This window comes from Microbacterium sp. LMI12-1-1.1, assembly GCF_040676455.1.
In the GTDB taxonomy this organism is placed as follows: domain Bacteria; phylum Actinomycetota; class Actinomycetes; order Actinomycetales; family Microbacteriaceae; genus Microbacterium.
The window spans coordinates 1,228,667-1,241,860 of the sequence record NZ_JBEGIA010000001.1 but is presented as its reverse complement, the minus strand read 5'-3'; the positions used below and the strand labels follow the sequence as shown (position 1 = coordinate 1,241,860).

Here is a 13,194-nt window from a genome sequence, read left to right as displayed (position 1 = left end):
GCGTGTTCAGGCGGTGAACACGCGCTTGGCGAGGTTCATCGCGGTGACCGCTTTGGGCCAGCCGGCGTAGAACGCCATCTGCAGGATGACCTCCTTGATCTCGGTCTCGGTGACCCCGTTCGCCTTCGCGAACGCGAGGTAGCCCTCAAGGTCGGCGCCGTTTCCACCGGCGATGAACGCGGCGATCACGATCAGGCTGCGGTCGCGCGGGCTCAGCTCGGGGCGGGCCCAGATGTCGCCGTAGATGACGTCATCGGTGACAGAGACGAACTTCGGCGCGAAGTCACCGAACAGGGTCTCCATGAAGGTCTTCTCAGCGGTGGTGGGTTGGGTGCTGTCGGTCATGATTCGCTCTCTTCTCTGTCGTGTGGTCGGGGGTTCACTGGAAGCCGTTGGGCTCGCGGACCCTGTAGGGGGCCTGGAGCGCTTTGGTCTCGTCGTCGGTGAGGTGGACGTCCAGGGCGGCGATGGCGTCGTCGAGGTGCTTCTGCTTCGTCGCGCCAACGATCGGGGCGCTCACGACGGGGTTCTGCAGCACCCAGGCCAGGGCGACCTGAGCCATCGGGATGCCGCGGGCTTCGGCGACCTGCTGCACGGCATCGGCGACCGGCTTGTCGGCATCGCTGAACGCCGCCGCACCCACCGGGTCGTTCGAGGACCGCTTGGTCTGCTCGCCCCACGGGCGGGCGACCCGGCCCTTCGCAAGCGGGCTGAACGGGATACTGCCCACACCCTGATCGGCGAGCAGCCCGAACATCTCACGCTCTTCCTCGCGGTACATCAGCGAGTACTGGTCCTGCATCGACACGAACCGTGTCCAGCCGTTCAGGTCGGCGGCGTGCTGCATCTTCGCGAACTGCCATGCCCACATCGCCGACGCGCCCAGGTAACGGACCTTGCCGGCCTTGACGAGATCGTGCAGAGCCTCCATCGTCTCCTCGACCGGGGTGTCGTAGTCGAAACGGTGGATCTGGTACAGGTCGACATAGTCGGTGTCGAGCCGCTTCAGAGAGGCGTCGATCTGCTCCATGATCGCCTTGCGGGAGAGGCCCTCCCCGCCGGGGCGGTCGTGCATCTTGAAGCGCACCTTCGTGGCCAGCACGACGTCTTCGCGACGGGTGTACTTCTGGATCGCGCGGCCCACGATCTCCTCGGAGGTGCCGAAGCCGTACACGTTCGCCGTGTCCCAGAACGTGATGCCGTTCTCCACCGCCTGGCGGAAGATCGGTTCGGCGGCATCGTCGTCCAGGGCCCACTCGGTGAAGCCCCGGGAGGTGTCGCCGAAGCTCATGCACCCGAGGGCGAGTCGGCTGACTTTCAGGCCGGATGATCCCAAACACGTGTACTGCATGATGGTTCCTTTCGATCAGTCGGATGCTGTGTTCAGACGAGCAGCTCGCGCTCCAGGGTCTTCTCGATGCCATCCGGCTCGGAGCTCGGTGTGCGGCGGGTGGCTCGCATGGCGGCGAGGATCAGCAACGGGATGATCCCGGCGATCGCCATCGCCGCTCCCACGATCGAGGGGCCGGTCGTGCCGAGCGAGGAGTCCAGCGCGAGGCCCGCGAGCCAGGTGGCGGCGGCGATGCCCACGTTGAACGCGGAGACGGTCAACGCAGCGGACAGCGACGGGCCGGAGTGCCCGAACCGGACAGCGAGTGGGGTCGCGATAGCTGTCACGCCCATGCCGGTGAAGCCCAGAAGGATGACGAGCACGGCCGTGGGGACCACGAAGGGCGAGAGCGGAATGAGCAGCAGCAGCACCAAGGCGGAACCACCCGCGATGGCGAGGTAGGTGCCCAGCGGGGCGCGGTCACCGGTGCGACCGGCGACGACGGTGCCGAGCAGTGCACCGATGCCGAACCCGACAAGCAGGAGCGGCACCGCGGCCTCATCGACGCCCGTACGGTCGGTGAGGAGCGGGGAGATGTAACTGTACGCAGCGAGGAACCCGCCCGAGACCAGGGCCGTGGCCAGCAGAAGCAGCCACAGCTTGCCCTCGCGGAGCACGCCCAGCTGCGAGCGGAGGGTGACGACCTGCTGCCCCGCCTGCTCGGCCTGCGCAAACCTGCCGATGACGGCCGCCGCGACCAGCGCCAGCACGGCCAGCGCCCAGAAGATGCCACGCCATCCGATGGCCTGGCCGACGAAGGATCCGAGCGGAACACCGGCGACGATCGCAAGACCCATCCCGCTCATCATCACGCCCATGGCACGGGAAGCGTTGGACGGCCCGGCGGCCGAGGTCGCGACGACGGCGGCGACCGACAGGAACGCGCCAGTGGCCAGAGCGGTGACGACACGGGCGATCAGCACGACCTCGAAAGCGGGGCTGAGCGCTGCGACGATGTGACCGACCGCGAACAGCAGCAGCGACAGCACGAGGGTGAGGCGCTTGGGGAGGCGCACCGTCGCGACCGAGATCGTCGGAGCTCCGACGATCATTCCCACCGCGAAAGCCGTGATCAGCAGACCCGCCTGCGAGACGCTGACATTCAAGTCGGCTGCCATGTCCGGCAGGAGGCCGGCGATCACGAACTCGGTCGTGCTCATCAGGAACGTGCCGGCAGCGAGCAGCAGCACGACGAACGGGAGCCTGGCTTTCGGCTCAGCAGGTGACTTCACTGGGGAAGTGGGCATGGGTGTTCAACTTTCATCGAATCGGTTACCGCGAGAGCGGGCATGACAAGTCAAGGCGTCCCGCGCAATACGAGGGAGCCTCGGATGAAAGGGGTTCCCGCAGGGACCCCCTCGCGGGTCAGGTCTCGGTTGAAGCGGCCGCGGGAGCGGTGACGTTTGTCGCGGCCCAGCTCGACAGCAGGGCGAGTCCGTCCTCGGTGGTCGAGCCGGGCGCGGCGCTGTACACCGTCATCGAAAGCCCTGCCGCTCCCGGGAGTGTCATCGCCGAATGCTCGAGCTGCAGCTCGCCGACGACGGGGTGATTGATGCGCTTTGTGCCGTCGCTGAACCTTCCGACGTCGTTGGCGCCCCACATCACCCGGAACGCATCGCTCCTGGTCGACAGTTCACCAATCAGGTTCGAAAGCGCCGTGTCGTAGGGATTTCTCCCCGCCTCGACTCGCAGGGAGCCGACGGCGGTACGTGCGATGCGGTCCCAGTCCAGGTAGAACCGCCGCGCGACGGGACTGAGGAACACAAACCGGACCGTGTTGTCGTGACATGTGGGGTCCTGGAACATTTCCGAAAACAGCGCACGTCCGAGTGGGTTCGTGTAGAGCACATCGAAGAGATTGTTCTGAATGAACGCGGGCAGACCGGGCATGCCGTCGACCACCCGCTTCACGGCCGCCGGGACCGTGGGCTTCGCAATGCGGCGCGGGGCACGCACAGGGGACGCGTTGGCGAGGCGGCCGAGATCGTGCAGATGAGCTCGTTCCGTCTCGTCCATCCGCAGCGCTAACGCGATGGCATCCAGCACGGAATCTGACACCCCTTGAAGATTGCCGCGCTCCACGCGCGTGTAATACTCCACGCTGACACCCGCGAGGGCCGCCGCTTCATTTCGACGCAAACCCGGAACACGCCGGTTCCCGAACGCAGGAAGTCCGACCTGCTCCGGCGTCACTCGGTTGCGGCGCGACATGAGAAAGTCGCGAACCTCCGGCCTGTTCTCCATGTCCGTCACGCTACGCGGGCGACCGCAGAGGATGGGAGCTTCTTGCGTTAACCCTCACCTCGAACGCGCTCGAGTCCAGATCAACATTGATCGCCCCCGCCATGAGCGACCGCCTCGAGGAGCCGACCCGAACAGGTCCAGCTTCTCGAGAGCACGGCGGACGCATTGAGAACGACGCCTCCGCCTGTACCTGCCGACTGGGCGCGCTGAGCGTGCTGCTCCCGGCGCCCGTAGCGTCGCCGGGCCGCACGACGGGCGGATCTCGACCCGCGCATCTTGGTCGACAGTCTAGAACCGGGGTGTTACCGACAATCGGACGGGTCATAGAGTGGTGCAGGTGAGGGAGCCCTCGTATGCAAAAGGCATGGCGCGCCGGGAGGAGATGCTCGAGGCGGCGATACGTGCGATTGCAGGCTCAGGTTTTCGGAGACTGAGTCTGCGCGAGATCGCTCGCGAGAGCGGAGTGGAGTCGGCACATCTTGTCTACTACTTCGGGTCGCGGGACGGACTCCTGCAAGCAGTGATCGAAAGGTGGGATGCGGATACGCAGGTCGCGCGTGCGGCGGAGGCCGATCCTGATCGTCCGCTCGACTTTCTCGTCGAACACGTGCGGCTGAATCTGTATGTGCCCGGTCTGGTTCATCTCCTGCACTCCTTTGCGGCGGAGGCGATCGCGCCGAGCCACGAAGCCCATGCATTCTTTCGTCGGCGGTATGCGCTGGCCGCGAAGGTTGTATCCGAGTCGATTGCGGCTGAGCAGGCGGCGGGTCTGATCCCGACGGACCTCGATCCCGCTGCTGAGGCGCAGAGGCTCACCGCGGTATCCGACGGCGTTCAGCTCCAGGCTCTGCTGGACGAACGCGTGGACGCGGTGGCGCTGCTGGCGGGCGCCGTCGAGGCGCTGCGATCCCTCTCCGACGATCCGGCTGTTCGCCTGGGCGACGAGTCGGTGCCGCTGTTGACGTCGCTCCGCAAGGGCCTCGCGGCTCCGGTCTGAGCACAGAACCGCCCCGGCGTGACGATCACGCCGGGGCAGTCATGTCGCTGATCAGTTCGCAGGGGAGAAGCCGAACAGCGACGGGTAGGAGTTGGTCGGCCACATCTCGACGGCGGTGGTGCTGTCGTGTGCGAACGTGCCCTGCTTGCGATACCAGGGAGCGAACCAGGCCTGGTCGGTGATGTATGCGTTGAGGTCCTTGACTGCCTGGTCGGCCTCTTCCTGCGTGCCGTTCTGGATGGTGCTGATGTACTCGTCCACCTGCGGGTCCTGCGAGCCGAACGGGTTGAACGTCGCCTCGGGCGCGATCATGAAGTTGATCAGCTGCCAGTCGGGGTTCTGCTCCAGCGACATCCACGTCGCCGGGTACTTCGGCGCGAGCACGTCGGTGATGAAGTTGCCGGTGCCGGGGTCGGTGTAGTTCACCGTGATGCCGATGTCGGCCAGCTGCTGTCCGACGAGGTCGAACGTCGTTTGGAATGCCGGCGTGGTCATCATGTTCAGTGTGAAGCCGTCCGGGTAGCCGGCTTCGGCGAGCAGCTCCTTCGCGCCTTCAGGATCGTAGGAGTACGTGTTGTCGAGCGCCGGATCGAAGCCTACGGATGTCGTCGGGAAGACCTGCTCGGTCACCGTGCCGTAGCCCGCCTGCAGCGCATCGAGGAGCGCCTCGCGGTCGAACGCCATGTTGATCGCCCTGCGGACGTCGACGTCGGCGAGCTCCGGTGCCATCGTGCCCTCACGGTCGAGCAGCAGGATGCCGTGGAAGTCGAGCTCGTTGGACGCGATGCTCCAGCCGGACGCCTCCACTTCGCCGATCGCGTCGTTGTTGACCAGCGGCAGTCCGTTGGCTTCGCCGGCCTTCATCGCGTTGAGCGCCGCGGTCGGGTCATCGATGACGTTGATGGTCAGGTTGTCGTAGGCGACGGCATCCGGGTTCCAGTAGTCGGGGTTCGCGGTGTAGACGTACGTGGTGCCGGTGACCGTCGCGGAGGTGTCGAGGACGTACGGACCTGAGCCGATGGGGGTGGTGGCAGAGTCGGGGTCGTCGAACGTCGACGGTGCCTGGATCAGCCCAGGCGCGATCGACAGCAGGTTGACCAGCGACGGGTCGGGCGCGGACTGGGTGATCGTGACGGTGGTGGCGTCGACGGCCGCGAACTCCTTGCCGGCGAGCGTCGCGGCCTGCGGTGCAGTGCCGTCGCGGAAGCGCTCGAGGCTGCCGACCACGGCCTCGGCGTCGAGGGGAGTGCCGTCGGTGAACTCCACGTCGTCACGGAGCGTCACCGTGAGCACCGTGTTGTCTTCGTTGTACTCCCACTCCGTCGCCAGCCAGGGGATGATCTCGCCCGCGGCGTCTTTCTGCAGCAGCGTGTCGAACACGGCCTGGAAGAAGACGCTGCGGTTGCCGTACTCGGCGCCCTGCCCCACGTCGTAGCTCGTCGGCGCGGCGATCGCGATCAATGTGAGCCGATCAGCTCGGCCGGAGTCCGAGCTCCTCCCTCCGTCGTCGGCGCTGCCAGCGCATCCCGCGAGCGCGAGCGAGGCGACGACCGCGAGGGCTGCTGTGGCCTTCCATCGGAACATCATTGGTCCCTTCATAGGGGGCGATCCGCCGATGGACCTCCCTGACGGGAGAAGCTAGCAGCATGTTTTTAGCATTGTCAAAGAATTTTCTTGGCGGACGAAGCGGAATCTTTTACGATGCTAAAGTCCCAATGTCGCAGACGACGAAGGAGCGGCGATGCTGCCCAGAACCTTGCCCGAACCGAATCTCTTCCTACCCGCGCAGGGTGAACCGGTCCTGCGCTGGGGTGTGATCGGCGCTGGATGGATCGCCGGGTTCTTCGTCGACGCCGTGCACGCACACACCGCCCAGAAGGTGGTCGCCGTGGGTGCGCGAGTGAGCACACGGGCGGAGAGCTTCGCTCGAGCGCACGGCATCCCCACTGCTCACACGACGGTCGACGCGCTGTTGGACGACCCCGGCGTCGACGTCGTGTATGTCGCGGCTCCCCAGAGCGAGCACCTCTCGCTGGGACTGCGCGCCATCGCGGCCGGCAAGCACGTCTTGATCGAGAAGCCTCTCGCCACCAATGCCGCCGACGCGCAGCGATTGGTCGACGCGGCCCGTGGCGCGGGAGTCTTCCTCATGGAGGCGATGTGGACCCGCTACCTGCCGCAGACGCTGATGATCCGTCGCCTCATCGATGACGGGATCCTCGGAGAGGTGCGCAGTGTGATCTCCGACCACGGCCAGCCGCTCGCCGACGACCCGAACCACCGGCTGCTTCAAGCCGGCACCGGCGGTGGGGCATTGCTGGATCTCGGCATCTACCCGATCCAGCTCGATTCGATGGTTCTCGGTGAGCCATCGTCGATCACCGCCGTCGGTTCGCTGACCGCGACCGGCGTAGACGCCACGTCCACGGTCGTCCTCGGGCACGGCTCCGAGCAGTCGACGCTGATGACATCGATCCTCACGCGGACTCCCACCGTGGCATCGATCTGCGGAACGGACGCCAGCATCGAGATCGACGGCCCGTTCCACATCCCGACGGCCTTCGCCCTGCGGTCTCGGGATCTCTTCGAAGAGCCGGTCGTCTGGTCGGACACGTCGGGCGTGGCGCTCATGGACGGACTCGCGTGGGAGGCGACAGCACTCGCCGGCTACGTCGGCGCCGGGCGTGCGGAATCACCCCTGCACACTCACGCCGAGACCGTATCCATTCTCGCCACGATCGACGAGGCACGCCGGCAGCTGGGCGCCCTGTGATGGGATTCGCGCGCACGCTGGCAGATCGGCAAGTGGCGAGGGTCCACGTATACGACGTGGCCGCGGGGGAGTCCACCCTCGTCCATGTCGATGCCGAGGTGCTGCTCGAGGCCCCCAACTGGACAGCGGGCGGCGAACTGATCCTCAACGGCGACGGCGTGCTCTGGCGGATGCCGGCGGATGGGTCGCAGGCCCCGAAACCGATCGAACTGAAGGAACTGCCGGAGTTGAACAACGACCACGTGCTCGCGCGCGACGGTGACACGATCTACGCCTCGGCCAACGACGGGCACATCTACGCCGCCTCCCTCTCGACAGGATCGGTTCGAAGGGTGACGACCGACGGGATGCCGCACTGGCACTTCCTCCACGGTGTCAGCCCCGACGGCGAACTTCTGGCCTACGTCGCGCTCAATCCGGAAGAGGGCTGGGACAGCGGCACGATCCATATCGTCCACACCGACGGAACATGGGATGCCGCCCTGACCGAAGGTCGCGGTCCCGACGACGGATCCGAGTACGCACCCGACGGTGAGTGGATCTACCTGAACACCGAACGATTCAGTCACACACCCGGGCACGCCCAGATCGCCCGCATCCGACCCGATGGCACCGATCTGCAGCAGCTCACGTGGGACGAACGAGTCAATTGGTTCCCGCACATCGATCCGACCGGCCGGATCGCGGTCTATCTCAGCTTCCCCCCTGGCACGCAGGGCCATCCTGCGGACCGAGCCGTGCAACTACGCCTGGTCGACGTCGCACGCGATCCGCTGGCGTGGGCGCGCAGCACCATCATCGTCGAGCTCGCCGGCGGGCAAGGCACCATCAACGTGAACAGCTGGTCACCCGACGGCACGCGTCTCGCGTACGTGGACTACCCCATCGGGGCGTCCGCACTCGATCAAGGACAGGAATGATGCACGACGATCTCACCGCTCTCCAGGCCGAAGAAGCCGAACTGAACTGGGACCAGTTCGGAGTCGACGAGGCCTGGGAATTGGGCAGCGCTGTCAGGGCGATCGCTCACAAGCGTGGCCACGCCGTCACGATCGACATCCGGCGCGTCAACGGCATGATCCTCTTCCGAACAGCACTTGCCGGGGTGACCGTCGACCAGGACGACTGGGTGCGCCGCAAGAGCGCAGTGGTGTTCCGGTTCGACATCAGCTCCGCCCTGTTCGCCGCGCGTATGGCCGCAGCGGGCTTCGATCCCACGCAGGTCGGATGGCTCGACGCGAGCGACTACGCCGTCGCCGGAGGCTCGGTCCCCATCCGCGTCCGGGGTTCAGGCGTCATCGCCGCCCTCACGATCTCCGGGCTGTCGTCCGAAGAGGACCATGCGCTGGCAGTGGAGGGCATTCGCGCGATCGTGGCTCGCGCGACCAGGGCCTGAACGACTACACGGGCAAGGGCACCGGTCGTCGGTATCCAACTGCTCGAGCTCGCGCCCGAGCACGTGGATCCCCCGCCTCTCCGCGTACATCGAACCCTCTCGTTCACCATCATCGGAGTCTCGTGCCGCAGCAACGGCCCTTTCCCAGTCCCAGGGATTCGGCCCTGGGCGCGGAGAACCCTCCCTTCGATGGGCGGTCATCGGTGCCGGCTGGATCCCCGGTCGGTTCGTCGACGCGCTGAGAGAGACACCTCGCAGCAGGTGGTGGCGGTCGCGATTGCAGGCCACTGCAGCGACCCTCGGAGAGGCAGCCCGCGAAGGAGTCTGCACGCCCGCATACCCCGCCCGATAGAGTCGCACGGACACGTGTCTCAAACGCAGCGTGCGTGCGCCGCGTCTCGGCGCCACGACGTGCGTAAGAATCGCGTAAGACTGAGCGAGTCTGACTCTTTCCGAACGTCGTTGAACGTGACTACGAGCCGCACAGAATCAACTCGAACGCGCTCGAACGCATCCGGGCGCACCAGCACAAGTGGGGTTCAAATCCCTCCGTCTCCGCACTTTCGCCCACATTCAGCGACGCTCGTGCAGGTTGAGCGACGTGGAACTACATTGCTTGACCTGGGCTGCTCCGATTCCGGAGTTCTTTGGCAGAATGCGCGCCGGAGGTTTGCGCCCTGGCGCAGTATGCTCACCCCTGAGCAGCGGCACGCCACTGAGGGACCGACTTTCGAGCGTCGTCTGGCGCGCCCGGTGAGAATCAAGCATGCAAAGTGGTGGCGTGAACAGCTGGCGGCGACAGTTCGCACGGCGCGCGCCGCGACCGTGTGGCTGGAAGACTCGGGGCCGTGATGCAACCCGAACGCGCCCCATCGATGTCGTGTGCTGGGACTGGAACGGAACGCTCCTCGACGACGTTGATGTTGCCCGAGAGGCGATGAGTACCGTGCTCCGGGAGCGAACCCTGCCGGTCATACCCGATCAGGATTCCTACCGACAAGCCTTCGGATTTCCGATCAGGGAGTTCTACGCGCGGCTCGGTGTTGACGAGGCAGACTTCCTCGCCGCCGTTGACCAGTACCTCCGGCTGTTCGCCGACACGGTGGGGCAGGCTTCTCTCCAGCCCGACGCACGAGTAACCCTTGCATCGGTCCGTGACCTCGGCTTCGAACAAGTCCTGATCTCCGCAACTCCTGAGCGCACCTTGGAGCAGCAACTGACCCCTCATGTCCTGAACGAGTTCTTCTCGCATACCCATGGCATCACCGATGCGTATGCGGCCTCCAAAGCGCATGTTGTCGAGTCGTGGTTGACGACTTCGGGCCATGATCCTCGGCGTGTGCTGATGGTCGGCGACACGAACCACGACGAAGAGATCGCCGAGGCGCTCAACGTGCAGTTCATCCGGTTTCGAAACGGACACCAGGGGCCCCCGACCATGACCGGCACAGAGTCGTCAGCAACTTGCGCGACGTCGCACGCCACGTCCACAGCGCAAATGGCGGCAACTAGCGGGCCTGCATCACGGCGCCAAGCGGGGCCGCGAGACGCAGACTCGAACGAAGTCCCCTAAGAGACCGGCTTGCGGACGCCGCAAACGAGCGATCCGCCACGCACGTCAACGTCCACCATGCGGGTTCGGACGCACCCCGCAGATCGGATGTCGCCGCCGGTCCCGGTCCCGCATACGGAGAGCTCCGCGCAGCGCTTTCGCTGAATGCGCTTCGTCTCGACGCCTCACAGCAGCGACATCCTTGCCATGTACCGCGGCTCGGGCGTCAACGATCGTGCCCGTCGCGGACAGGTGCGGGCTCGGATGAATCGCCCCGGCGAGCTCGTCGGACTGATCCGTTGATCAAGAGGCTAGCCGTCCAGATCAGGGCAACGATGCCCGGCAGCAGAGCCGTGGGGCGGCCGTCGGACCAGCCCACCACCGCGACGGCTGCGAGAATGAGGATCACAACGGCCGAGAGCCCGAGCCATATCCGAGGGTGTCGACCGCGGAAGCTCTGCGGCCCGGGTGCCGCGGCCGCGACCTCGGCACGCATCTCGTCCCGGAACTGTTGACGTGCGCTGCGCGCAGTGATCATGGTGCGGTCGGCGTTCGACTCCCCATCGTCGGACAGGACCACGAGCAGTGATGGGTGAATCCGGAGGATCTCACATAGGTCCTGAAGTGCTCCAGCGTGCGGTCCTCGCCGAAACAGCGCACGCAGACGGTCGCCGCGCTCCTGGTCGAGGCGAAACCGCGTGACCCACGCAGCAGGGTCACCGTCGTCGAGCACGAGATCACTGAGCATCGCGCTCACCGTTGCACCGTCGCGGTCGGCTTGGCCAGGCTTGCTCGGGTCGACCCGCAGCCACGGTGTCCGCCACGTCATGATGACCGCGCTGCGGCGATGTATGAAGGCCGCGGAGGCTTCCTCGCCGCTTCGCCACATGGCGATGCCGTCGGTCATCGCCCAAACGCCGTTTGTGAATGCCCTGTCGCGGTCCGCCGGATCGTGGACCGTGAGCGCAAGCCCCATTTCCCCGGCGTCGACGGCGACGAACGACATGTCGAATCGCGCCCCGAGAGTCGCCAGCACAGCCGGCTTCTCATGCGTCGTCCAAGCGATCGCGTCGACGCGCCCCGGTCCACCCGGCGCGGTGTCGCCGAGGCCCGGGCCATCATCGGATTCACCGGCGAGCTGTTCGATGCGCTCACCATCAAGAGTGCTTCCTCGACCAGCCAGCCTGTTGAGGCCGTTGATGAGTCGGTCCCGGTCCAGCAGGGACCATCGCAGTTCCGGGCCATATGTGGCGGCGACCGCGAGGGGCGACCCGTCATCGTCTAACGGAACAAGCGCGAACGTGCCGCCTTCGAGAGGACTGTGACGCACGACCGCAGGCACGCGAAGTTGGCGGAGGAGTTCCGCGAGGCCTTCGACGCAATCGGCCTCGGACGCCGGCAGATCGAGTCGTACCCAGAAGGCGGGCTCCGGCTCGCGCGCTGGCATCACGTCGCTCAGCCTATTCGGAGCTCCCGGCGCGGCCGACCTTGTCTGATCGCAGAAGGCCCTCACGCCGGTCCGCCGTGCTCTACCGACTCGAGCGGGGGAGCCCGTAACCGAAGCCCGGCAAACATGGGTGCGGTTCGGCCCCACGCGATGCTCGTCGACTATGTCGTCGTGGTAGGGAACGACATGTCCAATTCACCATCAGAGAGATGCAGCTGCGCTGTTGGGTGTTGGCCAACACGGTGACTTGCCTGAACGGCGTTGACCGACCTGATGCGCCATGTAGGTCCGCCACTCGAGCGTCGCCCTCTCGAGGACCGGTATCTGGTCGAGTGAGTAACGGGTTCGAGTCCCGTTAGTCACCTGAGCGCGCTCGACGACCCGCCTGCGCGCAGCAGGGGAGGCGGTCGCAGATTTCGTAAACGGGTAACCGACTTCTGGTGGGAAGGCGCGTCACCCGTCCGGGGGGCGGACGTCTGGCGCTCCTGAGTATGCAGTATCACCGCGCCGAACAGACATGATGCCGACGGGACTGTCATCCTCGATGCATGCAGCACGGCGGGACAGTAAATGGGGACGGCGCGCACCCAGAGCTGAGAGAACTCCGCGCGACCGAGATCCTCATTCGGTCGGTGGCGCGATAACGGTCCTCTCAAAGAGCGTTCGCATGCTCCTAGTGGGACTATCGCGCGACCTCCGGTCCTATGAGGCGCTCCGCGGCGGCTTGTGCGAGAGTGCTGGGATGTCGTCACCGCAGGCGCTCAGCGAATCTGATCGCCGGTTGGTCGCGGCGTGGGCGGCCCACTGCGCCGAGCGAGTGCTGGCGTTGTTCGAGTCGGAGGCACCCGATGATGAACGGCCACGCGATGCGATCGCGCGGGCGAGGGCCTTCTCTCGCGGTGATCTGACCGCAGCGGGTGAGATCAAGCGGCGTTTCGTCGCGGGGCGCGCGGCACATTCGGCAAGTTCGCCGGCGGCCGTGGCGGCGGCGCGGGCTGCCGCCCAGGCGGCGGGGGTCGCGCACATGGGAGCGCACGCTCTGGGCGCTGCGGGTTACGCCGCAAGAGCTGCCGGTCTCGCGGCCGGCAATGCGGATGCCGTCACCGCAGAGCTTGATTGGCAAGTCGAGCATATGAGCAGTGATGTTGCCAGAGCGCTTCGCCGGCTCCCCCTCCTCGGCGAAGACTCGGCAGGTCCGCTCGGCTCCGGCCTTCTGGCCTCAGGAGACCTGGGCAGTAACATCGCATCGATCCAAATGAGACTGCACGACGTCGGACGTTGAGCCCCCGTCCAGCGGTCTGCAAACGTGCACTGTCGAGAGCCTGAGCTGTGTGCTTCGCATCCTGGTCGTGGAGCGCTGTTGCGGTCGTTACGGGGACAGCGAATGGTGGGTGC

Annotated in this window: 12 protein-coding genes; 6 read left to right on the top strand and 6 right to left on the bottom strand. The window is 66.1% G+C overall.

Annotation, left to right across the window (positions count from 1 at the left end):
• Positions 1–6 precede the first annotated feature (6 nt).
• The 4 genes from MRBLMI12_RS05995 to MRBLMI12_RS05980 all read right to left on the bottom strand — a co-directional run bounded on the left by MRBLMI12_RS05995 (position 7) and on the right by MRBLMI12_RS05980 (position 3,634).
• Entirely contained in the window at positions 7–345 is a 339-nt protein-coding gene (locus MRBLMI12_RS05995; protein WP_363354764.1) for a carboxymuconolactone decarboxylase family protein, read from the bottom strand.
• A gap of 34 nt (positions 346–379) precedes the next feature.
• Positions 380–1,351, bottom strand: coding sequence for an aldo/keto reductase (locus MRBLMI12_RS05990; protein WP_363354762.1), 972 nt, complete (start codon positions 1,349–1,351; stop codon positions 380–382).
• Between the two features lie 32 nt (positions 1,352–1,383).
• On the bottom strand, positions 1,384–2,622 hold the full coding sequence (locus MRBLMI12_RS05985) for an MFS transporter (protein ID WP_363354760.1): 1,239 nt from the start codon (positions 2,620–2,622) through the stop codon (positions 1,384–1,386).
• A gap of 133 nt (positions 2,623–2,755) precedes the next feature.
• On the bottom strand, positions 2,756–3,634 hold the full coding sequence (locus MRBLMI12_RS05980; protein ID WP_363354758.1) for a helix-turn-helix transcriptional regulator: 879 nt from the start codon (positions 3,632–3,634) through the stop codon (positions 2,756–2,758).
• A gap of 364 nt (positions 3,635–3,998) precedes the next feature.
• Here MRBLMI12_RS05980 and MRBLMI12_RS05975 point away from each other — a divergent pair, with 364 nt between their 5' ends.
• A complete protein-coding gene (locus tag MRBLMI12_RS05975; RefSeq protein WP_363354756.1) occupies positions 3,999–4,631 on the top strand; it encodes a TetR/AcrR family transcriptional regulator in 633 nt (210 codons plus the stop codon).
• Positions 4,632–4,682: 51 nt separating this feature from the next.
• On the opposite strand, the gene MRBLMI12_RS05970 is transcribed toward MRBLMI12_RS05975, so the two are convergent.
• The gene (locus MRBLMI12_RS05970) at positions 4,683–6,218 is read right to left on the bottom strand and encodes an ABC transporter substrate-binding protein (protein ID WP_363354754.1); all 1,536 of its coding nucleotides are present in this window, start codon (positions 6,216–6,218) and stop codon (positions 4,683–4,685) included.
• A gap of 154 nt (positions 6,219–6,372) precedes the next feature.
• Between MRBLMI12_RS05970 and MRBLMI12_RS05965 the strand changes: the two genes are divergently transcribed.
• The 4 genes from MRBLMI12_RS05965 (at position 6,373) to MRBLMI12_RS05950 (ending at position 10,373) form a co-directional block, all read left to right on the top strand.
• A complete protein-coding gene (locus MRBLMI12_RS05965; protein WP_363354752.1) occupies positions 6,373–7,404 on the top strand; it encodes a Gfo/Idh/MocA family protein in 1,032 nt (343 codons plus the stop codon).
• Positions 7,405–7,436: 32 nt separating this feature from the next.
• Positions 7,437–8,324: a TolB family protein gene (locus MRBLMI12_RS05960; protein WP_363354750.1), complete on the top strand. Its 888-nt coding sequence runs from the start codon at positions 7,437–7,439 to the stop codon at positions 8,322–8,324.
• Entirely contained in the window at positions 8,321–8,800 is a 480-nt protein-coding gene (locus tag MRBLMI12_RS05955; RefSeq protein WP_363354748.1) for a heme-degrading domain-containing protein, read from the top strand. The genes MRBLMI12_RS05960 and MRBLMI12_RS05955 overlap by 4 nt, the downstream gene beginning before the upstream one ends.
• A gap of 766 nt (positions 8,801–9,566) precedes the next feature.
• Positions 9,567–10,373, top strand: coding sequence for an HAD family hydrolase (locus MRBLMI12_RS05950; protein WP_363354746.1), 807 nt, complete (start codon positions 9,567–9,569; stop codon positions 10,371–10,373).
• 205 nt (positions 10,374–10,578) lie between these two features.
• Here the strand turns inward: MRBLMI12_RS05950 and MRBLMI12_RS05945 are convergent, their stop codons facing one another.
• Complete coding sequence (locus tag MRBLMI12_RS05945; protein WP_363354744.1) at positions 10,579–11,802, bottom strand: hypothetical protein; 1,224 nt, start codon at positions 11,800–11,802, stop codon at positions 10,579–10,581.
• Positions 11,803–12,541: 739 nt separating this feature from the next.
• On the opposite strand from MRBLMI12_RS05945, the gene MRBLMI12_RS05940 reads away from it, so the two are divergent.
• Entirely contained in the window at positions 12,542–13,081 is a 540-nt protein-coding gene (locus MRBLMI12_RS05940; protein ID WP_363354742.1) for a putative immunity protein, read from the top strand.
• Positions 13,082–13,194 lie beyond the last annotated feature (113 nt).

Coding starts and splice junctions, on each gene's coding strand:
- MRBLMI12_RS05980 (WP_363354758.1), bottom strand. CDS start 3,634: ATGGAGAACAGGCCGGAGGTTCGCGACTTTCTCATGTCGCGCCGCAAC.
- MRBLMI12_RS05955 (WP_363354748.1), top strand. CDS start 8,321: ATGATGCACGACGATCTCACCGCTCTCCAGGCCGAAGAAGCCGAACTG.
- MRBLMI12_RS05995 (WP_363354764.1), bottom strand. CDS start 345: ATGACCGACAGCACCCAACCCACCACCGCTGAGAAGACCTTCATGGAG.
- MRBLMI12_RS05990 (WP_363354762.1), bottom strand. CDS start 1,351: ATGCAGTACACGTGTTTGGGATCATCCGGCCTGAAAGTCAGCCGACTC.
- MRBLMI12_RS05950 (WP_363354746.1), top strand. CDS start 9,567: ATGCAAAGTGGTGGCGTGAACAGCTGGCGGCGACAGTTCGCACGGCGC.
- MRBLMI12_RS05965 (WP_363354752.1), top strand. CDS start 6,373: ATGCTGCCCAGAACCTTGCCCGAACCGAATCTCTTCCTACCCGCGCAG.
- MRBLMI12_RS05940 (WP_363354742.1), top strand. CDS start 12,542: ATGTCGTCACCGCAGGCGCTCAGCGAATCTGATCGCCGGTTGGTCGCG.
- MRBLMI12_RS05975 (WP_363354756.1), top strand. CDS start 3,999: ATGGCGCGCCGGGAGGAGATGCTCGAGGCGGCGATACGTGCGATTGCA.
- MRBLMI12_RS05970 (WP_363354754.1), bottom strand. CDS start 6,218: ATGATGTTCCGATGGAAGGCCACAGCAGCCCTCGCGGTCGTCGCCTCG.